Origin of the sequence: Streptomyces sp. NPDC002698 (assembly GCF_042888945.1) — a bacterium.
In the GTDB taxonomy this organism is placed as follows: Bacteria; Actinomycetota; Actinomycetes; order Streptomycetales; family Streptomycetaceae; genus Streptomyces.
The window spans coordinates 1-25987 of the sequence record NZ_JBIAQM010000057.1 but is presented as its reverse complement, the minus strand read 5'-3'; the positions used below and the strand labels follow the sequence as shown (position 1 = coordinate 25987).

The following is a 25987-nucleotide window of genomic DNA, read 5'->3' as shown; positions in this document are numbered from 1 at the left end:
GAGCGCTGAAGATTACGACGCCGTCAGGGCAGCCCTCGCCCGTGTCATCAGCACCGGAGGTGGAGCACAAGCCCACTGCAGCACCTTAAGCAGGCCGGGAGCCCGTGCTGCAAGGAGATCGATGACCGCCCGGGTGTAGGCGTGGGCGGTGCCCACCGAGATGCCGAAGCCGGCGGCGAGCTGCGCGAGGGTATCGTGCTTGCGCAGGTACACCAGCGCGGCCAGGGCCGTTTGTGCGGCGGGAGTTTGCAGCGGCGGTCACCCTCACGGGTGACGACGAGCATGGTGACCCACTCGACACGTTGTTCTGCGGGATGTGGTGAGCCCCTCGTATGGTTCATCCACCCAGGGGCGCCGGGTGCGGTTCAAAATGCTCTGCCGCTTGTGGCTTTCACTGTTCGCCCGGGGGGTGGGACGCACGGACGCGCTCACTGCATGACTTCGAGATGCGGATGGTCGAACGATGTCGGGCAGACATAGATCTCCATGCTGTAGCTCCTGCCGATCTTCACCATCGGCGCATCGGCAGGATTGCGCAGCCCGATGGGACCTGACGGTTCCTCGAGGTCTTTCAGAGGGGTCCAGCTGTCGTTCTGGCCGTTGCCTTCGCCAGAGTCGATGGTGAGCAGGGGTTTGTACGGGGCGTTGCAGGTGTCGCAGTGCATGGGGCTGGGGTCGCAGAAGTTCCACGGGCCCCAACCGCCGACCTTCCAACCGGGAGCGACCGAGAGCTCGTACTGGTAGTAGGTGCCGCCGAGGCCTTCCTCCGAGTCCTCCTCCTGCTCTTCTCCCATGTTGTAGAGCCGGTCAGCGATCAGCTCATCCGGGTGATTGTGCGGTGCCGGGTACTCGGTGACGACCTCGGGATGCAGGACACATGGCTCGGGAACGTAGCTGCCGTAGTGCTCGACGTCTGCGGGTTCCGGGGGATCGGTGAGCAGCTTGCCGACGCTCGCGGCGTTCCGCCAGACGAGGCGGGCCGCGGGAAGCTCGTTGTGGTGGTCAAGGGGGCACCACAAGACTTGCAGAAGGTCGGCCCCCTCGGGGCCCGCGAGTCCCGGGACGTCGCGGAGGTAGAGCTGGGCGACCGGCAGCAGGGCATTCGGCTCGGTGTGATCCGGATGCCCTGCTTGGAGCTTGGCGAAATACGCGCGCTCGTCGGGGTTGAGGAGGTGCTCGCGAGGCTCGCGGGGGCGAAGCCAGGCCGCGTCGAGCAGCGCCCGCCCTTGGCGGATGTCGTCGAGGGAGACGGGCGGGTGCGCGTTGCCGTGTTCCTTTGCGCAGGTCGGCCAGTCTTCGTCGGCCGGCCACAGGAGTGGTCCGCCGACGGAGCTGTCGTGAACGGTCGGTCGGCCCGCGCGGGGGTGCAGGCGGACGGCTTGCCTGGCCAACGGCGCCAGCTCCGGGAATATGGACGCGATGTCAACAGGCCGGGGTGGGGTGGTTCTTGACACTTGTGCTCCTTCGGTAGCCACCTGGGAGTTTCGGGCGGACCGTACATGCGGGATGTGACAGTCCTATCGGCTGTCGGCCAGAGGGTCTTCGCCGACGTCGGTGCCAAGGAGCAGCGGCCAACGCGCGGGCGTTCTCGATCGGTCACGGCTCAGGGGTGAACGGTCAAGATCACCTGCCCCAGGGCACGCTGCTCAGGTTGCGGTGTTTTCGACGTCACCAGGCGTCTGGTAGAGGGCGGGCTCGGCGTCGCGGAGGTGGCTGTCGACCGGTCAGAGGGCGCTGGGTAGTGGTCAGCCCGGCGTCCCCGGAGCGCTACGTGACCGGGCTGGATCTGTGGACCAGCGACCTTGGAGCCGTGACCTCGGCCCGCACGCATCGTGTGGTGCTCATGGATGCGGCCGCAGATGACCTGACCCCACCCCGATGCGCCAGCCCGCCACCGCGCCCCCACCCCCTGTTGTCGTGGGCCAGGATCGGGTCCAGCCTGGCCCTGCTTCGTATGGCGTGCTCTTCGCGGCCCGGCCAGGGGAGCGTGTGCTCTCCGGCACTGCCCTCGACCACCGTCACCCGGTGTGCCCCCGACGAGGTCCTCCGAGCCCTGACGGGAATGCTGTTCCAGCCCGGGCAAGCCCTCTGCCTTCTTTCTGACCCCTCGCTTCGGACCTATGACCCCTGCTGCCGTACCGGGTCCGGATGCCGGATCAGCCACTCCTGGAATTCCCGGTGGCGGAACTGATAGGCGGGCCCCGACATCCGCAGCAGCCCGGTTCCGTGGGCCCAGCGCAGGAACAGGGCCAGGCGGAACGGCAGGTGCCCGACCGTGAGCAGGAGGGCGAGCAGATAGCGGCACGAGGAGCGACTGAAGGCCCACAGGGTCAGGGCGATCACAAGGGGCGGCGCCCACGGGCCGCCGTAGAACTGATTCGGCAGCCAGCCCAGGCTGAGCCCGACGCCGTACAGCCAGTCGGCGGGCATGACGTCCCGTGGGCTGACGAAGGCCGGTGCGAGGTGTGCGGCGGGTCCTTCGCCGCGGAGCGCCATGAGGACGGGACGTAGGACGATGTAGTACCCGATGCCGCAGCCGGCGATGACGGTGGCGAGCAGGGCGTCATCCCGTGACGGACCGTGCAGTACGCCCAGCGCGGCGAGTGTCGTCCACACCGCCGCCATCGTGGCGAGGAGGCCGACGGTCTCAGGGTTTCGAAGTTCGGCCGCGATGATGCGCCGTACGTGGGACGGCCGCAGCCGATGCAGTGGTGCGGCCGCGGTGTTCGGCTGAGACGAGAGGGGCCGGGTCGCGCCCCACCAGCACGCGGAACAGAGGGCGAGGCCGATCAGCGCGTTGTTGAAGGCGTTGTCCGCGGCGCTGAGCAGACTGGGTGGGGCGTACAGCAGGTTTCGGGAGGGGCGGTGGAGCAGGGCGGGCAGCACGACGATCGCCAGTGCTGCCGTCAGTACGGCCGTCACCGCCATGTCGGCCGCCCGCACCAGGGCGAACCGGCGTACGGGAGCGAGCCACGGTCCCGGCACCATGTCCGTCCGTCCCTCCAGGCGCACGGCCAGGGAACGCAGCCAGCGGTGGACGCACTCCGGGGTGTACCGGGCGGGTGCAGCGGAGCTCAGCCGCATCGCCGCCCGCACGTACTGACCGAGCAGCAGGTCCGAGACCTGGCACGGGGTGGTGCAGCGCAACAGGTCCGCCGGTTCGCCCTCCCTCGCGTACACCGTCGCCGCCAGTGACAGCAGCCACGGCGTGGACAGGGCGCGGGCGACCGGCCCGGCGGGGTCGCGTTCGAGGACGGCCAGCAGTGGCTGCCAGGCCGCCTCGCGTCGTGCGGTCCGCTCCGCCAGGTACTCCCGAGCCGCCTGCCGGGTCACCGGTGAGACCTCGATCCGGGCGGCGTCCAGCAACCGGTGTCCGGCGGCCGTGAGTTCGGCGTACCGCTCGCTGCGGCACGTGAGCACGAGCGGTACGGGATCGGTGCCGTCGGCCCAGCCGTCCAGGGCGTCCAGCGCGTCGGCGGCCCGCTCCTCCATCTCGTCGAGACCGTCGAGCACGGGCAGGACGGCGTTGTTGTCGACGAGGTCGCGGGCCAGCTCGGGAGGGATGTCGTAGTCGCGGGTGAGCTGCCGGACGATCCAGTCGCGCGCGGGCTGAGGGTTCCCGACGATATCGCGGGCCAGGAGCGACGGCTCCCACTCGGCGAGCGTCAGCCGCACCGGTACAGGCTCGTCCGGGATCCGCTGCTTGATGAGTTCGAGTACGAGTCCGGTGGCGAGGACGGTCTTGCCCGCGCCCGCTGCCCCGGTGACCAGGAGACGGCGCGGCTGGGCCGCCCGGAAGGTCTCGACAACGGAGGTGAGCCGGGGAGCGGGCGCTCCGACGACGACGGCGGTCCTCGGTCCACTACCGGTCGCAAAGGTGAAGCCCACGTCGATGGCGACCCGGTCGCCGCCGAGCAGATGGCGCCACCGTGTCGACTCGGCGTTCTTGACGGCCTGGGCCAGCCGCGCCGCCGCGGCGAGATCGGGCTCGGTGCCGGGTCGTTGCCGCAGCGCGGCCGCCGACAGGGCGAGGGCGGTGACCCCGATGACGGCTCCCACCAGGACGCCGCGCAACTCGCCGCTGCCGAGGCCGCCTTCGTAGGCCCGAGTGATCCACACGACCACCCCGGCCGATACGACGACGGTCCCGGCGGACAGCCCCCAGCGCCACGCCCTCCGCTGCCGTCGCCCCCCGTGGAACATGCATCCATAGTGGCAGCAGCCAGGGTGCCGGTCAGTACCAGGAATGTCCCGCTACGACACCGAGGCAGCCGCTTACGAGCCGAGGATCGACGCCGGGAACTTCCCCTGTCCACCCAGCAACTCCCGCCCCACCAACGGCCTCTTCGCCCTGCGGCCGGCAGAACTGATGATCGGGGCTACGCCGTGGCAACCCCCTTGTGGCGCAACCCCGATGCGGACTGGGAGCACCCGCTGATCCGTGTCTGGCGAGTGGGGTCCAGGGTGGTGCGACCTAAGAAACGTTTGATCGATAGCATCGCGTCGCGACGTTTCTGGACGTGCTGGACTACGACTGGCCCTGCGGTTTCGCCCGTTTCGAGATCGCCGTCCGGAACCCCGAACGCCTCTGGTTCAGCGAGGACGAGCTGACGGCTCTGGGGGACCGGCTGGGCCATCCGGTGAAGCAGATCCGTGCGCACATCTGATCTTCCGCAGCTCGGGCGAGTGTCTGTTGTCCGGCGCGTGCTCGGGTGGCGGCGAGGCGGCAGGGAGTCGGTGCCCGTCTCGATGGTGTTGCCGCCGAAGGCCGAAGGGTCCCGACGCCTTCGGCTGTGCACAGCGGGCTGCCACGGCCAACCGCCCGCCCTGATCTTCCCGGTTGACGCTGTTCCGCGCGAGCCCGACGTCGGATGGACGCTTGAGGGAGGTCCTCCAGCCGTCCGGGAGCCCGCCCGCTGCTCCTGCCGCGGACCGCGGGGGCGGGCTACGCCGCGCAGCTACCGGCAGAGCCCCAGCGCAGGAACCTGCTGGATCCCGCATCGTCGACGACGGTGACCGCGTACTGCGCGTAGCGCCATTCCTCGCGGGCCTGGGATTCCGTGAGGACCGCCTGGCAGGCCGTGTCGGCTGCGAGCGCGGCCCACCGGTCTCGTGTCGCCTCATCCCATGCGGGCTTGTCGGCCCATACGTACATCACGGCCTCGTCGCGGGCGAAGCCGATGGACATGTTGCCGTTGTCGAGCCAGTTGGGATCGCTGATGATGCGGGAGTTGCCCTGCCACTCGGAGATGATGCTGTCGACCGTCTGTCCGGCGACGCGGATCTCGTCCTTGTCCGTGCTGGGGATGCGCGCCTGCTCCAGGCCGGACTCGGTGGGCTGCCAATCCGAGTCCTGTCCGGCGGCGGGAGTGCGCCGGTTCTGGACCGATGTGTCGCAGGAGGTGTTGGTGCGGAAGTCGTCCTCCCACACAATGCTCGGGCCTTCCTCACGGGCGGTGTCCACGACGATGTAGTCGTCGTAGGGGAAGTCGGGGTAGGACTTGGCGAGGTCCCGCAGGCCCAGGCACACCGTCGAGGCGACTTCTTGCACCGCCACCCGGGATAGCTTCTGGCCGCTCGCCGCGACGTACACCTCCCCTCTTCGCCTGTGGAAGGTGATGGCACGGTTGAAGTCGGGATAGGCGACGGGATCCAGCCAGGCCCCCGTCCCCATCGCCCCGAAGGCGTCGTTCTCGGCAGGGGTCCTGGCCGACCGCGATTCCTTCCACGCGGTGAGGGACGCCTCGCCCGGATCGTCCGTTGCCGTACCGGCGGGGCTGTGGCTCCGGGCCGCGCTCCGTGCGCTGTTCGTCGCGTCTGCGGTCGGGCCGGGGAGGGCAGGGTCGTCCGTGGAACTCTTCGTCCCGGGGTTGTCGCCCGTCTGGAAGAGAAGAGCGCCCACAAGCGCCCCGCTCAGGGCGGCGGCTCCGACGACCACGGCGATCGTACGGCCACGGCCCTTGCGTCGTCCGGCGGAAGCCCGCCAGGCCGGGTCGTCCAGGGCGGGCATGTCCCACTGGGCTGTCACCAGGTCGTTCACGGCGGTGAGGATGTCCGTGGCCGGGTGCAGAGCCTGGGTTGTCTGGGTGGAGAGCAGCGCCGTGCACTTTTCTGCGAGCATCGCGGCGGAGGGACGGTCGGCGGGTGCTTTCGCCAGTGCGGACGTCACGAGTGCCAGGAGGTCGTCGGGCATGCCCGTGGTGTCGGGCTCGCCCGATATCACGCGGTAGGCGACTGCGTCGGGAGCTCCGGTGCCGAAGGGCAGACGTCCGGTGGCCGCGTAGGCGATCAGGGCTCCCCAGGCGAAGACGTCGCCGGCGGGGCCCGTGATCCCGGTGCGGTAGGCCTCGGGGCTGATCCAGCCGGTGGTGCCGGTCATGACGCCGGTGCGGGTCACCGAGGTGCCGTCCAGGGCGTGGGCGATGCCGAAGTCCAGTACCCGGGGTCCGGAGGGAGAGAGGATGACATTGGCCGGCTTGACGTCGCGGTGGGCCACACCGGCCGAGTGAACGGCTGCCAGTGCGGCCGCGGTTCCGGCCGCGAGAGCGTACAGCCGGGCTCCGCCGAGCGGGCCGTCGACGGTGATGTGCCGTCCGAGGGTGGGGCCGGGGACGTATTCGGTGGCAAGCCACGGGGCGGCGGCATCGGTGTCGGCCGCGAGCAGCGGCACCAGACAGGGACCGGCGACCCGCCGGGTCACCTCGACTTCCCGCCTGAACCGGGCGCGGAACTCGTCGTCGTCGGCCTGCGCGGGATGGATGAGTTTGACGGCGACCCGCCGCCCATCGGGATCCAGGGCCGCGTGGACCGTGCCCATGCCGCCCGAGCCGAGTCGCCCGATGATCCGGTAAGGGCCTATCCGGGCCGGGTCACCAGGCCGTGCGGGGTGGACACGCGTGGGCAACGAGGACTCCCGGAAACAAGATGGAACAGGCCGTGCTGGTCAGGTCCGTAACCTTCCCATGCCGCGATTCCAGGCGACAGCCCTGCCCCTGGTGAGGAAACGCCGGCGCGTCGACTGCCCGCCCCGGCGAGATGCGGAAGGCCGGAATCCAGCCGACTGCCACGGTCCTGCGGCACCGGATTCTCCCGGCAACCCCTGCCTCCGCCCGCCCGCACCCAGCAGGGTCGATCACCACAGCCTCCGCGCCGCCGGCGGCAGCGGCCTTCACAGAGCGCGGTGATTTAACATGATCGGGACGTATGGGTGAATGAGTGCCGGGGGGTACGACGTGGCCGTCTACGAACTCAGGAACCGCCTGGTCGTCGGTATCGCCTCCAGCGCACTGTTCGACCTGGCGGAGGCGGATGCCGTCTTCCGCGATCAGGGAGAGGAGGCCTACCGCGCCTACCAGGAGGAGCACCTGGACGACACGCTGGACAAAGGAGCGGCCTTCCCTTTCATCCGCAGACTGCTGTCCCTGAACGACCTCTCACCCGATGACCCTCTGGTCGAGGTCATCATCCTGTCCCGCAATGATCCCGACACCGGGTTGCGGGTCATGCGGTCCATCCAGTCCCACGAACTGCCCATCAGCCGGGCCGTCTTCATGCAGGGCCGCTCGCCCTACCACTTCATGCCCGCCCTGAACATGTCCCTGTTCCTGTCCGCGAACGAGGACGACGTCCGCGAGGCCGTCGCGCTCGGGCTGCCCGCCGGCCGCGTGCTCGGCCCGGCGGTGGCCGACGAGGACGATGACCAGGACCTGCGGATCGCCTTCGACTTCGACGGAGTCCTCGCCGACGACGCCTCGGAGCAGGTCTACCAGGCCGGCGGCATCGAGGACTTCCGCTTCCACGAATCGGCGAACGCCGCCACCCCGCACGACCCGGGTCCCCTGCGTGACTTCCTCGCGGGCGTCAACCGGCTCCAGCGGCGTGAGGAAGAACAACGGGCACAAGACGCCGACTACAAGATCCGCGTCCACGTCTCCCTCGTCACCGCCCGCAACGCACCCGCTCACGAACGCCCGGTGCGCAGCCTGAAGGACTGGGGTGTGGCCGTCAACGACGCCTTCTTCCTCGGCGGCATAGACAAGAGCACGATCATGGAGGTTCTCAAGCCCCACATCTTCTTCGACGACCAGGTCGGCCACCTGACCGGCACCGCCCGCAGCACGCCCAGCGTGCACATCCCCTTCGGGAAGATCAACGAACCGGACCACCCGGTGACTTAGCAAGCACAACGTTCTCCCCGGGCGGCGGCAGCCGGGACGTCGACAGCAACGTGTGTGGATCGTCGGCGACGACCGTGAGGTGATCGTCATCGACGCCGCGCCCGCGCTCGCGGAGTGCGCCGGTGCCCCGATCCTGCTCCACCCGGACGACCTGCCGCCGTGGAAGCAGACCCACCCCGACAAGGCGCCGGACGTCGAACCGGCCGACGGCCAAGGCCTCACGGTGGCCGGCATCGAGCCGGCCGTGCCGCATACGCCGGGCCATGCGTCCGGCGCGGTCCACCCGTACGCACCGGCCCTGACCGCCCTCTTCGGCGGCGACACCCTGTTCGCCGGTGGGCCGGGTGCGACGGGGCGGTCGTACAGCCACTTCCCGACCGTCATCGAGTCGATCCGGAACCGGCTGCTGAAACTGCCGGGTGACACCGTCGTGCACATCGGACACGGAGGAAGGACCACCGTCGCCGCCGGGGCCCCACACCTCAAGGAGTGGGTCGGGCGCGGTTTCTGACGCCCGATCGCACCCCTCGACCGCCCGCTCCCGGCTCGCGTCCGTCGCGAGCCGATATGGCGGGCTGTTGTTGTTCCCTATGGATCGAGTTCCGTGTTGCGCACCGTGAGGGACGCCTCGGAGTGCCCTGTGGACGCCTTGACAAGGGTTCTGGCCGACCTCAAACTATTGTTGCGCTTACCGCAATTCGTTTCGCTATACGCACCGAGGTGTCATGATGATTCCCGCGTGCCGTCTCGCGGATCTGCCGCGAGGCGAGGCTCACCGGCTCGACATCGATCCGCCGGTCTCGGTCTTCCACACCGAGGACGGCGAACTGTTCGCCATCGACGACACCTGTACCCACCAGGACGCCTCGCTCGCCGACGGCTGGCTGGAGGGCTGCGAGGTGGAATGCCCGCTGCACGCTTCGAAGTTCGACCTGAGGACCGGCGCGGTCGACTCTCCGCCGGCCAGGCTCCCGGTCCGGACGCACGAGGTCGTCGTCGAGGACGGCGTGATCCACGTCCGGTTGTCCGCAGCCGCCCCCAACCTGCCGCCCTGTGGCGCAGCCCGGCTCGCCGGGGGTTCCGGGTGAGGACCGTCGCCGTGGTCGGCGCCTCGCTGGCCGGTCTGTCGGCGGCGCGCTCGCTGCGGAGACAGGGCTATGACGGGCGGCTGGTCGTCATCGGTGACGAACTCCACCGCCCGTACGACAGGCCTCCGCTGTCCAAGGAGTTCCTGGCCGGCACCCTGGGTGAGGCGGATCTCTCGCTGGAGACGGACGGCGAGGACCTGCGGGCGGAGTGGCTGCTCGGCGCTCGTGCCACCGGGCTCGACCGCACCGAGCGCGCCGTCCGGCTCGCCGACGGGCGGGAGGTCCGCGCCGACGGCATCGTCATCGCGACCGGTGCCGCGGCGCGCACTCTGCCGGGGTCCGAAGGCCTGGCCGGAGTGCACACCCTGCGTACCCTGGACGACGCCCGCGCCCTGCGGGACGAACTGGCCCGGGGCGGACGGCTGGTGGTGATCGGTGGCGGCTTCATCGGTGCGGAGGTCGCCTCCACCGCGTACACCCTCGGGCTGGACGCGACGGTCGTCGAGGCGGCCCCGACGCCGCTGGCCGGACCCCTCGGCGCGCGAATGGGCGGCATCGTCTCCGCCCTCCATGTGGACCACGGCGTAAGGCTGTTGTGCGGCGTGGAGGTCAAGGGGCTGAGCGGGGACGAGCGAAGCGAGACGGGGGTCCCCCCGGACGGAGTCCGGGGGAGGGTGGACGCCGTCCTGCTGGAGGACGGCCGCAGCATCCCCGCCGACATCGTCGTCGTCGGCGTCGGCGCGCGTCCGTGCGTCGAGTGGCTGGACGGATCCGGCGTCGACCTCGACAACGGCGTCAAGTGCGGTTCCGACGGCCGCACCAGCCTGGCCGGCGTGGTCGCGGTCGGCGACTGCGCCAACTGGTACGACCCGCGCGCGGGCGCCCATCGTCGCGTCGAGCACTGGACCGGTGCGCGCGAGCGTCCCGATGCCGCCATCGCCACACTGCTGGCGGGCGGTGCGGTGGAACCGGGCGTGCCCCGGCCGCCGTACTTCTGGTCCGACCAGTACGGCGTGAGGATCCAGTTCGCCGGTCACGCGGCGGCCGCCGACAGCGTGACCATCGAGGCGGGTGCCGCGGACGACCGTGACGTCCTGGCCGTCTACCGGCGTGCCGGAGTTCCGGTCGCCGTGCTCGGGATGAACCAGCCTCGGTTGTTCACCCGCCGGCGCAAGCAGCTCGCCGCCGCGAGCTCTTGACACTGCCCTCGAGTCCTTTCATGCTGCGGTTGCGCATGGTGCGCAGTATTGCTCCATATACAACACCGCCCGGAGTCTTTCCTCCTGGCGCGTGAATGGCCCCTCCGCGACGTTTCCCGAGGAGTGCACCGTGACCTCGACCAGCCTGCCGGACAGCCTGATCGCCACCCTCCCCGGCTCCTCCTACACGGATCCGGGGATCTTCGCCCAGGAGCAGGAGCGCATCTTCGAAACGATGTGGTTCTGCGCCGTGCGTTCCTCGGAGCTGGCGAAGCCCGGTGCCTTCCGGACCGTGGAGGTGGGCCGCGAGAGCATCCTGGTGACGCGAGCGCGGGACAACTCCGTACGCGCCTTCTTCAACGTCTGCCGGCACCGCGGTGCCAAGCTCTGCACGGAGGAGTCCGGTGAGGTCAAGCGGGCTTTCCAGTGCCCGTACCACGCCTGGACCTACGACTTGAACGGCAAGCTCGTCGCGGCGCCCAACCTCATGAAGATGCCCGACGTCGGCCGCACGGAGTTCGGCCTGGTCGGCGTGACCACCCGCGAATGGCTCGGCTACGTCTGGGTCTGCCTGGCGGAGAACCCGCCCTCCTTCGAGGACGACGTCATCGGCGAGGTCGTCGGCCGGCTCGGTGACGTGGAGTCGATCGAGCACTACGACATCGACAACCTCGCGGTCGGCAAGCGGATCGTCTACGACGTCAAGGCGAACTGGAAGCTCATCGTCGAGAACTTCATGGAGTGCTACCACTGCGCCACGATCCACCCCGAACTCACCGAGGTGCTCCCCGAGTTCGCCGACGGCTACGCCGCTCAGTACTACGTCGGCCACGGTGCCGAGTTCGGCGAGGAGGTCCAGGGCTTCACCGTCGACGGCTCCGAGGGCCTGGACCGCATACCCGGCGTGTCCGACGACCAGGACCGCCGCTACTACGCGATCACCGTCAAACCGCAGGTCTTCGTCAACCTCGTCCCCGATCACGTGATCTTCCACCGGATGTACCCGATGGCCGTCGACCGCACGATCGTCGAGTGCGACTGGCTCTACCTTCCGCACGTCGTCGAGAGCGGCAAGGACGTCAGCCGGTCCGTGGAGCTCTTCGACCGGGTCAACCGCCAGGACTTCGACGCGTGCGAGCGCACGCAGCCCGGGATGAGCTCCCGGATGTACGCCAAGGGTGGGGTGCTGGTGCCCAGCGAACACCACATCGGCGCCTTCCACGACTGGGTGAACGAGCGCCTCGGCACTGCCCGGCCGTAGTGGGGCGGGTCAGCCCAGGTAGCCCATCCGGTGGCTGATCTCCTCCGCGCCCTTGACCAGCACCGGAGCGAGTTCGTGCAGGCGCTCCTCGGTGAACCGGTACGCGGGTCCGGAGGCACTGAGTGCCGCGATGACCTCGCCGTCGCGGTCGCGCACCGGCGCGGCCATGGCGTGGAGCCCGACCTCCAGCTCCTCCAGGGTCCAGGCGTAGCCGCGCTCCCGGGCCTCGGCGAGGTTCTTCTCCAGCTTCGTCTTCGAGGTCAGGGTGTGCGGGGTCACCTTCTTCAGGCCGGCCTCGGCCAGCAGCGCGGTGCGCTCCTTGGCGGGCAGATGCGCCAGCAGGACCTTGCCGCTGGAGGTGGCGTGCAACGGGGTCAGCTGGCCGACCCAGTTGTGCGCGGTGACGGCCCCCGGGCCGCGTACCTGGTAGAGGTTGATCGCGTAGCGCTCCTGCATCACGGCGATGTTGACGGTCTCACCGATCTCCTCGGCGAGCCGCTCGCAGACCTGGCGGCCCTGCTGGGTGATGTCGATGCGCCCCGTGACCGCGCCGGCCAGACGTACGATGCCGAAGCCGAGGCGGTACTTGCCGCGCTCGCCCGCCTGCTCCACCAGGCCACGCGCCTCCAGGGCGCCGAGCAGCCGGAACGCGGTCGACTTGTGGACATCGATCTCGGCGGCCACCTCGCTGACGCCGGCCTCGCCGCGCTGGGCCAGGATCTCCAGCACGCTGATGGCGCGGTCGACGGACTGCACTCCGCCGGACTGCGGACCTGTCGTTTCAATGTCTGGACTGTAGTTGCTCATAGCGAAACTATACGCGTAGTAAACAACAGCGGCGCAAGTAACGGCGCGGAAACGCGGACCTCACAAGTTGCGTTGCTCGCAACCTGGTGCGTATGGCGGGACTCGTACTAGCATGCCCCGCGTATCTACGGCGCGAGCGAGACGAGGCACCATGGCTCCCTTGCAATACGACTTCGTCATCGTCGGCGGTGGATCCGCCGGCAGCGCACTGGCGAACCGGCTCTCCGCCGACCCGGGCAACCAGGTGCTGGTCCTGGAGGCGGGCCGCCCCGACTACCCGTGGGACGTCTTCATCCACATGCCCGCGGCGCTGACGTATCCGATCGGCAGCCGGTTCTACGACTGGAAGTACGAGTCGGAACCCGAGCCGCACATGGGCGGCCGACGCATCTATCACGCGCGCGGCAAGGTGCTGGGCGGTTCCAGCAGTATCAACGGCATGATCTTCCAGCGTGGCAACCCCATGGACTACGAGCGCTGGGCGGCCGAGGCCGGCATGGAGTCCTGGGACTACGCGCACTGTCTGCCGTACTTCAAGCGGATGGAGAACTGTCTCGCGGCCGAACCCGACGACGAGTTCCGCGGTCACGACGGTCCCCTCGTCCTTGAGCGCGGCCCCGCCACGAACCCGCTGTTCGGCGCCTTCCTCAAGGCCACCCAGGAGGCGGGTCACGCCCCCACCGACGACGTCAACGGCTACCGGCAGGAAGGTTTCGCGCAGTTCGACCGCAACGTCAGCCGCGGCCGCCGGCTGTCGGCCTCGAAGGCGTACCTCAAGCCCGTGAAGAAGCGGCCCAACCTCACCGTCACCACCCGGGCCCTGGTCACCCGCGTCCTCTTCGAGGGCAAGAAGGCCGTCGGTGTCGAGTACCGGCGCCGCGGCAAGGTCCAACAGGTGCGCGCCCGCGAGGTCATCCTCTGCGGCGGCGCGATCAACTCCCCGCAGCTGCTCCAGCTCTCCGGAGTCGGCAACGCCGCCGAACTGTCCGCCCTGGGCATCGACGTCGTCCACGACCTTCCGGGCGTCGGCGAGAACATGCAGGACCACCTGGAGGTGTACATCCAGTACGCCTGCAAGCAGCCCGTCTCCGTGCAGCCGTACATGGCGAAGTGGCGCGCGCCCTTCATCGCCCTGCAGTGGCTCTTCCGCAAGGGCCCTGCCGCGACCAACCACTTCGAGGCCGGCGGCTTCGCCCGCAGCAACGAGGACGTGGACTACCCCAACCTGATGTTCCACTTCCTGCCGGTCGCGGTCCGCTACGACGGCTCCTCGCCGGCCGGCGGCCACGGCTACCAAGTGCACGTGGGGCCCATGTACTCCGACGCCATCGGCTCGGTGAAGATCAAGAGCAAGGACCCGCAGGAGCACCCGGCGCTGCGCTTCAACTACCTGTCCACCGAGCAGGACCGCCGCGAGTGGGTCGAGTCGATCCGGGTCGCCCGCGAGCTCCTCAACCGGCCGGCCCTGGCCCCGTACAACGACGGCGAGATCTCACCAGGACCGGCCGTGGCGAGCGACGAGGAGATCCTCGCCTGGGTCGCCAAGGAGGGCGAGACCGCCCTGCATCCTTCCTGCACCTGCAAGATGGGCACCGACGAGATGTCCGTCGTCGACCCCACCAGCATGCGTGTGCACGGCGTGGAGGGGCTGCGCGTCGTCGACGCGTCGGTGATGCCCTACGTCACCAACGGCAACATCTACGCGCCGGTGATGATGATCGCGGAGAAGGCGGCCGACCTCATCCTCGGCAAGGAGCCGCTGCCCGCCTCCAAGGCCGCCTACTACCGGTACCGGGATGCCCGGAAGTAGGGCCGGGCGGACGTCGGACGCCACAGGATTCCGGGCACTGCTGTCGAGTGTCCGCTACGAGGTGCTCCCCGCGAGGACGACCGAGGACAAGGTCCTCGCCCATGTACCGCGCGACGTCGTCGTCACCGTGACGGCGTCGCCGGTCAAGGGCCTGGAGCCGACGCTCGGCCTCGTCGGCCGGCTGGCGGCGCACGGATACCGCGTCGTCCCGCACGTGCCCGCGCGGCTGCTGCGGGACGACGCGCATCTGAAGGAGGTCGTCGACCGGCTCCGGGAGGCGGGTGTCGACGACGTCTTCGTCCCGGCCGGCGACGCCGATCCTCCGGCCGGGGCCTTCGACGGGGCGCTACCCGTGCTGCGCAGGCTGAGCGAGCGGGGCAGCCCGTTCGCGCGCGTCGGCATCACCGGTTATCCGGAGAGCCATCCGCTCATCCACGACGACCTGACCATCCAGGCCATGTGGGACAAGCGCGCGCACGCCACGTACATCGTGAGCAACCTCTGCTTCGATCCGCGCGTGCTGGGTGACTGGGTCGGCCGCATACAGCGTCGCGGCGTCGTCCTGCCCGTCCACGTGGGCGTGGCGGGACCCGTGCAGCGGGCGAAGCTGCTGGCCCTGGCGACGAAGATCGGGGTGGGGGAGTCGACGCGCTTCCTCACCGAGCACGCCTCGTGGTTCCTGCGGTTCGCGACCCCGGGCGGCTACTCGCCCGACCGGCTGCTCGCCCGCGGTGGGAAGGCGCTGACCGCGCCCTCGGCCGGGGTGGCGGGCCTGCACGTGTTCACGTTCAACCAGATCGCCGAGACCGAACGGTGGCGCCGCGCGCTGCTGGACCGGTTGAGCGACTGAACCGATCTCCGGAGCGGGTCACCTCCTCCAGGAGGACGCCCGGGTTCGTATACGACGGTGGCGGGGCCGGAATCCGGCCCCGCCCCCTCATGCCGCAGTGCTCAGCGGAAGACCACCGTGCGGTTGCCGTCCACCATGACGCGGTTCTTGCTGTGCCACTTCACCGCGTGCGCGAGTGCCTGTGTCTCCACGTCCCGTCCGACCGTGACCAGGTCCCCGGGGTCGGTAGCGGGCCGGCACCGCGAGGCCGATCTCCAGGTTGTGGACCAGCTCCAGCAGGCGCGCCTCGGCTTCGGCGACAGGGTCGAATCGGTAACGCAGAGTTTTCGCGTTTGCGTCAGGGTCGGAGACGTCGAAGTGAACCCTCATGAAGAAACGGCCCTGGAGCCGATCGTCGAGTTGCCGGCTCTCCAGGACGTTTCCCGAGTTCCTGACGACTTGGTGGGGCTGGATCGGGCCATCGGTCAAGAGAGTTGGGGCGATGGGCCCTTGCGAAATCGTCATCCGCCAACCCCTTGACGTAGGTCTGTGGCGTTCGCCATGGTGTTCCACCACAAGCAATTGAATGCACGATGCGCAACGCCGTAACAGCTGAAGGGCTTGGCGAGTGGCAGACCTGTACGTGGCTGGGGAATGGCGCGACGCGGTGGCCGGTGGGCGCCGGGAGATCCGCTGTCCCGCTGACGGTGCGCTTGCCGCGATCGTGTCCGAGGCGACGCGTCCCGATACCGAGGCGGCTATCGCGGCGGCCCGCCGGGCCTTCGACGAAGGTCCCTGGCCGCACACTCCCGAGCGGGAGCGCGGTGCGCTGCTGCTGCGCACCGCCGACCTCGTCGAGCGCGACGCCAAGGAGTTCGCCCGCGCCGAGTCGCTGGACACCGGCAAGCGGCTGGTGGAGAGCGAGTACGACGTCGCCGACGTCGTCTCCTGCTTTCGCTACTACGGCGGGATCGCCGGCACGGACGCCGGCCGGGTGATCGACACCGGTCGTGATGACGCCGTCAGCCGTGTCGTGTACGAACCGATCGGCGTGTGCGGGCTCATCACCCCTTGGAACTACCCTCTGCTGCAGGCCGGTTGGAAGGTCGTCCCGGCGCTTCTCGCGGGCAACACGATCGTCCTCAAGCCCAGTGAGCTCACCCCCTCCACCTCGATCCTGCTGATGCGGGCACTGGAGGAGGCCGGGCTCCCGGCCGGCGCCGCCAATCTCGTCCTGGGCACGGGCCCCGAGGCGGGCGCACCGCTCTGCGAGGACCCGGCCGTCGACATGGTCTCCTTCACCGGAGGCCTGGAGACCGGCAAGCGCATCATGGCCACCGCCGCCGCGACCGTGAAGAAGGTCGCGCTGGAGCTCGGCGGCAAGAACCCCAACGTGATCTTCGCCGACGCCGACTTCGAGACGGCCGTCGACTTCGCCCTCACGGCCGTCTTCCTGCACTCGGGCCAGGTCTGCTCGGCAGGCGCCCGGCTGATCGTCGAGGACTCGGTCCATGACGCCCTGGTCGACGAGGTCGTCCGTCGCGCCCGGCGGATCCGGCTGGGCGGGCCCTTCGACCCCGAGGCCGAGACCGGCGCGCTGATCTCCGCGCGGCACCGGGAGAAGGTCGAGGCGTATGTCGCGGCCGGCCTCGCGGAGGGTGCCGTACTGCGCTGCGGCGGCGAACGGCCGGGCGATCCCGCCCTCGCGGACGGTTACTACTACCCGCCGACCGTGCTCGACGCGTGCACCCAGGACATGCGGGTGGTGCACGAGGAGTCCTTCGGACCCGTGCTGACCGTCGAGCGCTTCACCGACGAGGACGACGCCGTACGCATCGCCAACGACACCGAGTACGGACTCGCCGGAGCCGTCTGGACCCAGGACGCCGGGAAGGCCCAGCGGGTCGCCCGGCGACTGCGCCACGGCACGGTGTGGATCAACGACTACCACCCCTACGTGCCGCAAGCGGAATGGGGTGGCTTCGGGCACTCGGGCGTGGGCAGGGAGCTGGGACCGACCGGTCTTGACGAGTACCGAGAGCCCAAGCACATCTGGCAGAACATCCGACCCCGGCCGCAGCACTGGTTCCGCGGCTGAACGCCGAAGAGAGGTCGATCGTGACCCCAGCACAGGCTGAGGTGCCGCAGCGGCGCGCCACGCCCCAGGACTCGGCCCCCACTCCGGTCATATCCGTGCGCAAGCTGTGGAAGGTGTTCGGGCCGAAGGCGGACCAGGTACCGAACTCCGAGGAGCTGTGCGGGCTCACCCGTCGCGAGCTGATGGACCGCACCGGATGCACCGCTGCCGTACGCGATGTGAGCTTCGAGGTCTCGCCCGGCGAGGTCTTCGTCGTCATGGGCCTGTCCGGCTCCGGGAAGTCCACCTTGGTGCGATGTCTGACCCGGCTGATCGAACCCACCGCGGGGGAGATCGTCTTCGAGGGCGAGGACATCCGCGACGCGGACGACAAGCGCCTGCGCGAACTGCGCCGCCGCAAGTTCTCCATGGTCTTCCAGCACTTCGGGCTGCTGCCGCACCGAAGGGTCGTCGACAACGTGTCGTTCGGCCTGGAGATCCGCGGCATGAGCAAGGCCGAGCGGACCAGGCGGGCGCTCGAGGTCGTCGAACTGGTCGGCCTCTCCGGCTACGAGAACTCCTACCCCGACCAGCTCTCCGGCGGTATGCAGCAGCGCGTCGGACTTGCCCGGGCGCTGGCCGGCGACCCGGACGTACTCCTCTTCGACGAACCGTTCTCGGCTCTCGACCCGCTGATCCGCCGGGACATGCAGAACGAGGTCATCCGGCTGCACCACGAGGTCGGCAAGACGATGGTGTTCATCACCCACGACCTCTCCGAGGCGCTCAAGCTGGGTGACCGCATCCTCATCCTGCGCGACGGCAGAACGGTCCAGTGCGGCACCGGTGACGAGCTGGTCGGCGCCCCCGCCGACGACTACGTACGCGAGTTCGTCAAGGACGTGCCGCGCGGCGACGTACTCACCCTGCGCTGGATCATGCGCGCGCGGGAGGACGGCGACGAACTGGACGGCCCCGAGCTGGGCCCGGACGTCGTGGTGAAGGAGGCCACCCGGACGGTGCTCACGGCCGACAAGCCCGTCAAGGTCGTCGAGAACGGCAAGCTGCTCGGCATCGTCGGCGACGAGGAGATCCTCGCGGTGGTCGCCGGGCAGGAAGGCGGCGCGTGATGACCGTCGCCGTCGAGAAATCCCGGAAACCCGGAGAAGCAGAGGCCGTGGAGCCGACCGCGCCCGCCGAGGGCGCGCGCAAGGTCAGCCGGCCCATGGTGATCGGCGCGATCATCGTCGTCTGGCTGGTGCTGTTCGCCGTCCTGCGCGGAAAGCAGACCCTGCCGCTGGCGGCGGCGGATCTGACCGGTCTGCACCGGTGGATCAACGACTTCAACGACTCCATCGGCGCCGATCGCAACTCCAACCCGCTCTTCCTGTACTTCTTCAACGAGATCCGGCTGGTCATCGACAACCTGGTGACCTTCGTCCAGCACCTGATCTCCCAGCCGTCCGGGGCCCGCCCGGTCCCGCAGGTCGGCTGGCTCGGCGTCGTCGGCATCGCCGGGTACGTCTCCTGGGCCGTGGGGAACTGGCGGGTCGCGCTGCTGGCCGTGGCGGGCTTCACCTTCTTCGGGCTGCAGGGGTTGTGGCAGGAGAGCATGGACACCCTCGCCCTGACCCTCTCCGCGGTGTTCGTGGCCCTGCTGTTCGCGATCCCGCTCGGGGTGTGGGCCGGACTGTCGGACCGGTTCAACCGGATCATGACGCCCTTCCTGGACTTCATGCAGACGATGCCGGCCTTCGTCTACCTGGCACCGCTGACCCTGTTCTTCCTCATCGGCGGAGCGTCCGCCACCATCGCCACCGTGATCTACGCGGCCCCGCCGACGATCCGCATCACCGCGCACGCCATCCGCAACGTGCCGAGGACGGCCGTCGAGGCGGCCGAGTCCCTGGGCGCCACCCGCCGTCAGTCCCTGCTCAAAGTCCTGCTGCCGATGTCCAGGCGGACCGTGGTGATGGGTGTCAACCAGACCATCATGGCCGCCTTGGCCATGGTGACCGTCGCGGCCCTGATCAACGCGCCGGGTCTCGGCGTGAACGTCCTCCAGGCACTGCAGTCGCTCGACGTCGGCACGGCCTTCAACGCGGGTCTCGCCATCGTGGTCATGGCGATCGTCCTGGACCGGGTCACGACCGCGGCCGGCGCCCGCGAGGAGAGCGCGCGGCGTTCCAGGAACCGCTTCGTGAAGTGGCGGCGGCCACTGCTGGGCGCGGGCGCCGTGGTCACGGCGGTCCTGGTCCACCTGTCGCACACCTATCTGTGGGCGGCGGACTTCCCCGGCGACGGCACGATCGGCCACCACATCGCGAGTGCGGCGGACACCGCGGCCAACTGGGCGCAGGACAACCTGTCGGGTCTGACCAACGCCTTCCGCGACGCCGTCACCAACGGCCTGCTCAACCCGTTCCAGACGCTGCTCACCGACTCCCCGTGGTGGCTCGTCGGCACGGTGCTGGTCGCACTGGGCGTGCTGTTCGGCAGCTGGAAGACCGGGGTCACCACGGCCGTGTGCGTGGGCCTGCTGGTCGGTACGGGTGTGTGGTCGGACGGCATGACGACGCTGGCCTCGACGCTCGTCGCCACGGTGCTGGTGATGGTGCTCGGCATCGTCTTCGGCGTGTGGATGGGGCGCAGCACGCTCGTGGACCGGCTGATCCGGCCCACCCTGGACGCGGCCCAGGTCATGCCGCCGTTCGTCTATCTCGTGCCGTTCCTCGCGCTGTTCGGTGCCACCCGCTTCACGGCCATCGTCGCCGCGATCGTCTACGGCGCGCCGGTCGCCATGAAGATCATCGCCGACGGGATCCGGGCCGTGCCCGAGACCACCGTGGAGGCGGCCACCTCCGCCGGGTGCAACACCTGGCAGATCATCACCAAGGTTCAACTGCCGATGTCGCGCAGTGCCCTGACGCTCGCGACCAACCAGGGCCTGATCTACGTGCTGTCGATGGTCGTCGTGGGCGGCCTGGTGGGAGCAGGGGCCCTCGGCTACGACGTCGTGGCCGGATTCTCGCAGGGAGAGCTGTACGGCAAGGGGCTGGCGGCGGGGTTCGCCATCGTCCTGCTCGGAGTCATGTTCGACCGGATCACTCAGGCAGCGGCGCGTCGCGCGGCCACTTAAGGAGCACGACACCATGGCAAGACACTGGCGAGCCGGCGCGGCCGGCCTGGCCGTCCTCGGCCTCACCCTCACCGCGTGCGGCGGGGCGAAGGTCGGCGACTCCTCCTCGGGTTCGAACAGCACGGGCAGCTCGGGCAAGTGCGGCACGTTCAACCTCGCGGTCAACCCCTGGGTGGGCTACGAGGCCGACGCGGCGGTCGTCGCGTACGTCGCCGAGCACAACCTCGGCTGCAAGGTCGACAAGAAGAACCTGAAGGAAGAGATCTCCTGGCAGGGCTTCGGCACCGGCGAGGTCGACGCCGTCCTGGAGAACTGGGGCCACGACGACCTGAAGAAGAAGTACATCACCCAGCAGAAGACCGCCGTCGAGGCAGGCGAGACCGGCAACAAGGGCATCATCGGCTGGTACGTGCCGCCGTGGCTGGCCAAGGCGCACCCCGACATCCTCGACCACAAGAACCTGAACAAGTACGCGTCGAAGTTCAAGACGTCCGAGTCGGGCGGCAAGGGACAGCTCCTCGACGGCGACCCGTCGTACGTCACGAACGACGCGGCCCTGGTGAAGAACCTGAAGCTGGACTTCAAGGTGGTGTACGCGGGCAGCGAGACCGCGCTCATCCAGTCCTTCCGGGACGCCGAGAAGAACAAGAAGTGGGTGATCGGCTACTTCTACGAGCCGCAGTGGTTCCTGTCCGAGGTGCCGCTGAAGAAGGTCTCCCTGCCGAAGTACACGACCGGCTGTGACGCCGTCGCGGAGAAGGTCGCCTGCGACTATCCCGTCTATGACCTGGACAAGATCGTCAGCTCGAAGTTCGCCAAGTCGGGCAGCCCCGCCTACGGCCTGGTGAAGAACTTCAACTGGACGAACGAGGACCAGAACACGGTCGCCAAGTACATCGCCCAGGACAAGCTGTCCGCCGAGGCGGCGGCGAAGAAGTGGGTGGACGCCAACAAGGACAAGGTGGACGCCTGGATCAAGTAGGCCGAGGCCACAGGCCGGTCGGACATGCCCGGCGGGCGGTGCGTGCAGGTGCGCGCCGCCCGCCGGGCATTGCCGTGTTCCGGGCGGTGTTTCGGCCTGTTCTCCGACGTCACGGCCCCCTTGACACCCCATCCCCGCGGCGGGCACATTGAGTTGCGCAACCTGAACTGTGTTGCGCAGGCGGCAACTCGACGGTTTTGATTTCGGAGGTGCGGCGATGGCGGGACCCCGAGTGGTGATCATCGGAGCAGGCGTCGTGGGAGCGGCCCTCGCCGACGAGATCTCCGCGCGCGGCTGGACCGAGGTGACCGTGGTCGACCAGGGCCCGCTGCCGGCCACCGGGGGATCGTCGTCGCACGCCCCGGGCCTGGTCTTCCAGACGAACTCTTCCAAGACCATGACCGAGTTGGCCCGCTACACGGTCGAGAAGTTCTGTTCCCTCGACGTCGACGGCGAGCCCTGCTTCCTGCAGGTCGGCGGCCTCGAAGTGGCGACCACCCCCGAGCGCGTCGCCGAGCTGCACCGCCGCCACGGCTGGATCACCGCCTGGGGTATCGAGGCCCGGATGCTGAGCCCCGAGGAGTGCGTCGAGCAGCACTCGCTCGTCAACCCGGACAAGGTCCTCGGCGGCCTCCTCGTCCCGACCGACGGCCTCGCCAAGGCCGTCCTCGCGGTGGAGGCGCAGATCCGCCGGGCCACCGGGCGCGGCGTACGCTTCCTCGCCCGCCACGAGGTCCTCGACGTCCGGCAGAGCGAGGGCCGCGTCACCGGAGTCCTCACCGACCAGGGGGAGATCCCCGCCGACCTCGTCGTGTGCTGCGCCGGTATCTGGGGCCCGAGGATCGCCCGCATGGTCGGCATGAACCTCCCGCTCACCCCGCTCGGCCACCAACTCGCCTGGACCGGCCCGGTACCGGCGCTCGCGGGCCAGACCGAGGAGGCGGTGCGCCCGATCCTGCGCCACCAGGACGCCGACCTCTACTACCGCGACCGCTTCGACGGCATCGGCATCGGCTCCTACGGTCACCGCCCGATGCCCGTCCGTGTCGACGACATCCTGTCCGTGGACGAGGCCGACGAGATGCCGTCGGTCCTGAAGTTCACCGAGGACGACTTCGAGGACGCCTGGACCGAGACCCGGTCCCTGCTCCCCGCGACGCGCGAGGCCAAGATCGAGGAGGGCATCAACGGCCTGTTCTCCTTCACCACCGACGGCCAGCCGCTCCTCGGCGAGTCCCCGGACGTCAAGGGCTTCTGGGTCGCCGAGGCCGTCTGGGTCACCCACTCCGCCGGTGTCGGCCGGGCCATGGCCGAATGGCTGGTCGACGGCCACTGCTCGTCCTTCGACCTGCACGAGTGCGACGTCAACCGTTTCGAACCGCACCAGCTCGCCCCCGAGTACGTCCTGGCCCGCGGCTGCCGGAACTTCGTCGAGGTCTACGACATCCTCCACCCGCTCCAGCCGTCCGGGGACCCGCGCCCGATCCGCACGAGCCCCTTCCACGCCCGCCAGCAGGAGCTGGGCGCCTTCTTCCTGGAGGCGAACGGCTGGGAGCGCCCCCAGTGGTACGAGGCCAACGCGACCCTGCTGGAGGGCCGTTCCATCCCGACCCCGAACGACTGGGCCGCGCGCTCCTGGTCCCCGATCGTCGGCGCCGAGGCGCAGGCCACCCGCGAGAGCGTCGCGATGTACGACATGACGGCCCTCAAGCGCCTCGAGGTCACAGGTCCCGGTGCCGCCGCCTTCCTGGAGGGGTTGTCCACCGGCAAGGTCGACAAGTCCGTCGGCTCCGTCACGTACACCCTGCTTCTGGACCACGACGGCGGTATCCGCAGCGATGTCACCGTCGCCCGGCTGGCCCGCGACCTCTTCCAGGTCGGCGCCAATGGCAACCTGGACCTCGACTGGTTCACCCGCCACCTCCCCGCCGACGGCACGGTCCAGGTCCGTGACATCACCCCGGGCACCTGCTGCGTCGGCCTGTGGGGCCCGCTCGCACGCAAGGTCCTGGGGCCCCTCACCGATGAGGACTTCTCCAACGACGGCCTGAAGTACTTCCGCGCCAAGCGCGCCCACATCGGCTCCGTCCCCGTCACCGCGATGCGCCTCTCCTACGTCGGCGAGCTGGGCTGGGAGCTGTACACCACCGCCGACCTGGGCCGGAAGCTGTGGGACACCCTGTGGCAGGCGGCCGAGCCGCTGGGCGGCGTCATCGCCGGGCGCGGCGCCTTCAACAGCCTCCGGCTGGAGAAGGGCTACCGATCCTTCGGCACCGACATGACCTACGAGCACGACCCCTACGAAGCCGGCCTGGGCTTCGCCGTCAGGCTCGACAAGGGCGACTTCATCGGCAAAGCCGCCCTTGAGCGCCGTAGGACCGACGTCCGCCGCAAGCTGACCTGCCTCACCATCGACGACCCGCGGTCCGTCGTCATGGGCAAGGAACCGGTGTACGACGGTGACCGCGCCGCCGGCTACGTCACCAGTGCCGCTTACGGCTACACGATCGGCAAGGGCATCGCGTACGCCTGGCTCCCGGCGGAACTCGCCACCCCCGGCACCACCGTGCACATCGGCTACTTCGACCGGCGCGTCGAGGCGGTCGTCGCCGAGGAGCCGCTGTTCGACCCGACCATGTCCCGACTCCGTGGCTGAGCATCGACTTCGAGACAAGTCGACTCCGAGACAAAGAGCACTGCCGGTGACCGCTCAGCCGCCGGACGGCAAGGCGACCGCCGCCGCGCCGATCGCCGGAGCACGGGTATGCGTGATCGGCCGTCGAAGCCGCGGAGAGGAACGCGAACGCCGTATGAACGTGACGGTCCCCGAGCACCCGCTGCATCCGTTCCTCCCAGAAGACGGAGACGCCCGATGAGCCCCCTCACCCCAGGCGCCGACCTCCCGGACCACCCGGATTTCCTCTGGCGCACACCCGAGCCGAAGCGTTCGTACGACGTGGTGATCGTGGGCGGCGGCGGCCACGGCCTCGCCACCGCCCACTACCTGGCGAAGAACCACGGCATCACCGACGTCGCCGTGCTGGAGAAGGGCTGGCTGGCGGGCGGCAACATGGCCCGCAACACCACCATCATCCGCTCCAACTACCTGTGGGACGAGAGCGCCGGCATCTACGAGCACGCCCTCAAGCTGTGGGAGGGACTCGCGGAGGAGCTCGACTACCCGATCCTCTTCTCCCAGCGCGGTGTGCTGAACCTCGCCCACAGCCTCCAGGACGTCCGCGACAGCGTGCGCCGCGTCGAGGCGAACCGCCTCAACGGCGTGGACGCGGAATGGCTCGACGCGGACGGCGTCAAGGAAATCTGCCCGATCGTCAACATCTCGCCGGACGTGCGCTATCCGGTCCTGGGCGCCACCTACCAGCCGCGCGCCGGCATCGCCAAGCACGACCACGTGGCCTGGGGCCTGGCCCGCTCGGCGGACGCCGCCGGCATCGACATCGTCCAGAACTGCGAGGTCACCGGCCTGGAGCTGGTCGGCAACCGCGTGGTCGGTGTCCGGACGAACCTCGGCCCCATCGCGGCGGGCAAGGTCGCGCTCTGCTCGGCGGGCCACACCTCGGTCCTCGCCGCCATGGCGGGCATCGAACTCCCCGTCCAGAGCCATCCGCTGCAGGCGCTCGTGTCGGAGCTGCTGGAGCCGGTGCACCCGACGGTCGTCATGTCCAACGCGGTCCACGTGTACGTCAGCCAGGCCCACAAGGGCGAGCTGGTGATGGGCGCGGGCATCGACGCGTACAACTCCTACACCCAGCGCGGCGCCTTCCGCATCATCGAAGAGCAGATGTCCGCGGCCCTCGAGCTCTTCCCGGTCTTCGCCCGCGCCCACGTGCTGCGCACCTGGGGCGGCATCGTGGACGTCAGCCCCGACGCCTCACCGATCGTCGGGCTCAGCCCCGTCGACCATCTCTACCTCAACTGCGGCTGGGGCACGGGCGGCTTCAAGGCCACGCCGGGCGTGGGCTGGGTCTACGCCCACACCATCGCCCACGACACCCCGCACACCCTCAACGCCCCCTTCTCGCTCGACCGTTTCACCACCGGCGCGCTCGTCGACGAGCACGGCGCCGCCGCGGTGGCCCACTAGGGAGCCCGATCATGCTGCTCATCCCCTGCCCGTGGTGCGGGCCCCGCGACGAGGCCGAGTTCCACTACGGCGGCCAGGCCCACGTGCCCTACCCCCAGGATCCCTCGGCCCTCACCGACGAGGAGTGGGCCCGCTATCTGTTCTTCCGCGACAACCCGAAGGGCCCGTTCGCCGAGCGCTGGAGTCACGCGGCGGGCTGCCGCAAGTGGTTCAACGCGGTACGGGACACGGCCACGAACGAGATCCTGGCGGTGTACCCGGCGGGTGAGGAACGCCCGGCGACGCCCGGGCCCCGCCCGGTGCGCTCGGCCTGTCCGGGGGCACCCCCTCCGGGGGAGTCCGAGGACAAGACCCCTTCACCACCGACGGCGGTGAAGGGGACGGAGCCCCTTCAGGACGGGACGGGTGGGAGCGGAGGCGGCACCGAGTACCAGGGGGGGGGGGGGGGGGGGGGGGGGGGCGGGGGGCGCCGGGCGCGGCGGGGGCGCGCGGAGGCCCGGCCGACCAAACACA

At 69.5% G+C, this 25987-nt stretch carries 18 protein-coding genes and 3 pseudogenes; 15 read left to right on the top strand and 6 right to left on the bottom strand.

Annotated features, from left to right (window positions below; translation table 11 throughout):
- Positions 1-75 precede the first annotated feature (75 nt).
- The 3 genes and pseudogenes from ACFYW9_RS38920 to ACFYW9_RS38910 form a co-directional block, all read right to left on the bottom strand.
- Positions 76-341 (bottom strand): annotated as a pseudogene (locus ACFYW9_RS38920) (transposase family protein); the annotation flags it as partial.
- Between the two features lie 87 nt (positions 342-428).
- On the bottom strand, positions 429-1454 hold the full coding sequence (locus ACFYW9_RS38915) for a hypothetical protein (protein WP_389159774.1): 1026 nt from the start codon (positions 1452-1454) through the stop codon (positions 429-431).
- 664 nt (positions 1455-2118) lie between these two features.
- Positions 2119-4203, bottom strand: coding sequence for an NACHT domain-containing protein (locus tag ACFYW9_RS38910; RefSeq protein ID WP_389159773.1), 2085 nt, complete (start codon positions 4201-4203; stop codon positions 2119-2121).
- Between the two features lie 317 nt (positions 4204-4520).
- Here ACFYW9_RS38910 and ACFYW9_RS38905 point away from each other — a divergent pair, with 317 nt between their 5' ends.
- Positions 4521-4667, top strand: coding sequence for a hypothetical protein (locus ACFYW9_RS38905; protein WP_389159772.1), 147 nt, complete (start codon positions 4521-4523; stop codon positions 4665-4667).
- A gap of 278 nt (positions 4668-4945) precedes the next feature.
- Here the strand turns inward: ACFYW9_RS38905 and ACFYW9_RS38900 are convergent, their stop codons facing one another.
- On the bottom strand, positions 4946-6904 hold the full coding sequence (locus ACFYW9_RS38900) for a serine/threonine protein kinase (RefSeq protein ID WP_389159771.1): 1959 nt from the start codon (positions 6902-6904) through the stop codon (positions 4946-4948).
- A gap of 307 nt (positions 6905-7211) precedes the next feature.
- On the opposite strand from ACFYW9_RS38900, the gene ACFYW9_RS38895 reads away from it, so the two are divergent.
- The 5 genes and pseudogenes from ACFYW9_RS38895 (at position 7212) to ACFYW9_RS38875 (ending at position 11725) form a co-directional block, all read left to right on the top strand.
- Positions 7212-8177, top strand: coding sequence for a 5'-nucleotidase (locus ACFYW9_RS38895; protein WP_389159770.1), 966 nt, complete (start codon positions 7212-7214; stop codon positions 8175-8177).
- Positions 8174-8688, top strand: a pseudogene (locus tag ACFYW9_RS38890) (MBL fold metallo-hydrolase); the annotation flags it as partial. The gene ACFYW9_RS38895 and the pseudogene ACFYW9_RS38890, both read left to right, overlap by 4 nt.
- Before the next feature lie 214 nt (positions 8689-8902).
- The gene (locus tag ACFYW9_RS38885) at positions 8903-9265 is read left to right on the top strand and encodes a bifunctional 3-phenylpropionate/cinnamic acid dioxygenase ferredoxin subunit (RefSeq protein WP_351863585.1); all 363 of its coding nucleotides are present in this window, start codon (positions 8903-8905) and stop codon (positions 9263-9265) included.
- Entirely contained in the window at positions 9262-10464 is a 1203-nt protein-coding gene (locus ACFYW9_RS38880; protein ID WP_389159769.1) for an NAD(P)/FAD-dependent oxidoreductase, read from the top strand. Before ACFYW9_RS38885 ends, ACFYW9_RS38880 begins: the two co-directional genes overlap by 4 nt.
- Before the next feature lie 130 nt (positions 10465-10594).
- Positions 10595-11725, top strand: a complete 1131-nt coding sequence (locus ACFYW9_RS38875) for an aromatic ring-hydroxylating dioxygenase subunit alpha (RefSeq protein WP_389159768.1) — start codon at positions 10595-10597, stop codon at positions 11723-11725.
- Between the two features lie 9 nt (positions 11726-11734).
- Here the strand turns inward: ACFYW9_RS38875 and ACFYW9_RS38870 are convergent, their stop codons facing one another.
- Positions 11735-12532 carry an IclR family transcriptional regulator gene (locus ACFYW9_RS38870; RefSeq protein WP_389159767.1) on the bottom strand — a complete coding sequence of 266 codons (798 nt, stop codon included), beginning with the start codon at positions 12530-12532 and terminating at the stop codon, positions 11735-11737.
- Between the two features lie 151 nt (positions 12533-12683).
- Here ACFYW9_RS38870 and betA point away from each other — a divergent pair, with 151 nt between their 5' ends.
- Complete coding sequence (betA, locus tag ACFYW9_RS38865) at positions 12684-14342, top strand: choline dehydrogenase (RefSeq protein WP_389159766.1); 1659 nt, start codon at positions 12684-12686, stop codon at positions 14340-14342.
- The gene (locus ACFYW9_RS38860; protein ID WP_389159765.1) at positions 14329-15192 is read left to right on the top strand and encodes a 5,10-methylenetetrahydrofolate reductase; all 864 of its coding nucleotides are present in this window, start codon (positions 14329-14331) and stop codon (positions 15190-15192) included. The genes betA and ACFYW9_RS38860 overlap by 14 nt, the downstream gene beginning before the upstream one ends.
- A gap of 101 nt (positions 15193-15293) precedes the next feature.
- Here ACFYW9_RS38860 and ACFYW9_RS38855 read toward each other — a convergent pair.
- A pseudogene (locus ACFYW9_RS38855) lies at positions 15294-15690 on the bottom strand (hypothetical protein).
- 109 nt (positions 15691-15799) lie between these two features.
- Here ACFYW9_RS38855 and ACFYW9_RS38850 point away from each other — a divergent pair.
- The 7 genes from ACFYW9_RS38850 to ACFYW9_RS38820 form a co-directional block, all read left to right on the top strand.
- Positions 15800-17269 (top strand): aldehyde dehydrogenase family protein, encoded by a 1470-nt coding sequence (locus ACFYW9_RS38850; RefSeq protein WP_389159764.1) that lies wholly within the window; start codon positions 15800-15802, stop codon positions 17267-17269.
- Positions 17270-17289: 20 nt separating this feature from the next.
- Entirely contained in the window at positions 17290-18378 is a 1089-nt protein-coding gene (locus ACFYW9_RS38845) for a glycine betaine/L-proline ABC transporter ATP-binding protein (RefSeq protein WP_389159763.1), read from the top strand.
- Complete coding sequence (locus ACFYW9_RS38840; RefSeq protein WP_389159762.1) at positions 18378-20387, top strand: ABC transporter permease; 2010 nt, start codon at positions 18378-18380, stop codon at positions 20385-20387. The genes ACFYW9_RS38845 and ACFYW9_RS38840 overlap by 1 nt, the downstream gene beginning before the upstream one ends.
- A 13-nt stretch (positions 20388-20400) precedes the next feature.
- The gene (locus ACFYW9_RS38835) at positions 20401-21369 is read left to right on the top strand and encodes an ABC transporter substrate-binding protein (protein ID WP_389159761.1); all 969 of its coding nucleotides are present in this window, start codon (positions 20401-20403) and stop codon (positions 21367-21369) included.
- 217 nt (positions 21370-21586) lie between these two features.
- The gene (locus ACFYW9_RS38830; protein ID WP_389159760.1) at positions 21587-24025 is read left to right on the top strand and encodes an FAD-dependent oxidoreductase; all 2439 of its coding nucleotides are present in this window, start codon (positions 21587-21589) and stop codon (positions 24023-24025) included.
- Positions 24026-24241: 216 nt separating this feature from the next.
- Positions 24242-25474 carry a sarcosine oxidase subunit beta family protein gene (locus tag ACFYW9_RS38825; RefSeq protein WP_389159759.1) on the top strand — a complete coding sequence of 411 codons (1233 nt, stop codon included), beginning with the start codon at positions 24242-24244 and terminating at the stop codon, positions 25472-25474.
- 11 nt (positions 25475-25485) lie between these two features.
- On the top strand, positions 25486-25987 hold a 502-nt coding region (locus ACFYW9_RS38820), incomplete at its 3' end, for a sarcosine oxidase subunit delta (protein ID WP_389159758.1).

What these genes read in the sequence shown, in the direction of transcription:
- ACFYW9_RS38910 (WP_389159773.1), bottom strand. Translation starts at nt 4,203, where the DNA reads ATGTTCCACGGGGGGCGACGGCAGCGGAGGGCGTGGCGCTGGGGGCTG.
- ACFYW9_RS38895 (WP_389159770.1), top strand. Translation starts at nt 7,212, where the DNA reads ATGAGTGCCGGGGGGTACGACGTGGCCGTCTACGAACTCAGGAACCGC.
- ACFYW9_RS38885 (WP_351863585.1), top strand. Translation starts at nt 8,903, where the DNA reads ATGATGATTCCCGCGTGCCGTCTCGCGGATCTGCCGCGAGGCGAGGCT.
- ACFYW9_RS38870 (WP_389159767.1), bottom strand. Translation starts at nt 12,532, where the DNA reads ATGAGCAACTACAGTCCAGACATTGAAACGACAGGTCCGCAGTCCGGC.
- betA (WP_389159766.1), top strand. Translation starts at nt 12,684, where the DNA reads ATGGCTCCCTTGCAATACGACTTCGTCATCGTCGGCGGTGGATCCGCC.
- ACFYW9_RS38860 (WP_389159765.1), top strand. Translation starts at nt 14,329, where the DNA reads ATGCCCGGAAGTAGGGCCGGGCGGACGTCGGACGCCACAGGATTCCGG.
- ACFYW9_RS38840 (WP_389159762.1), top strand. Translation starts at nt 18,378, where the DNA reads ATGACCGTCGCCGTCGAGAAATCCCGGAAACCCGGAGAAGCAGAGGCC.
- ACFYW9_RS38835 (WP_389159761.1), top strand. Translation starts at nt 20,401, where the DNA reads ATGGCAAGACACTGGCGAGCCGGCGCGGCCGGCCTGGCCGTCCTCGGC.
- ACFYW9_RS38830 (WP_389159760.1), top strand. Translation starts at nt 21,587, where the DNA reads ATGGCGGGACCCCGAGTGGTGATCATCGGAGCAGGCGTCGTGGGAGCG.
- ACFYW9_RS38825 (WP_389159759.1), top strand. Translation starts at nt 24,242, where the DNA reads ATGAGCCCCCTCACCCCAGGCGCCGACCTCCCGGACCACCCGGATTTC.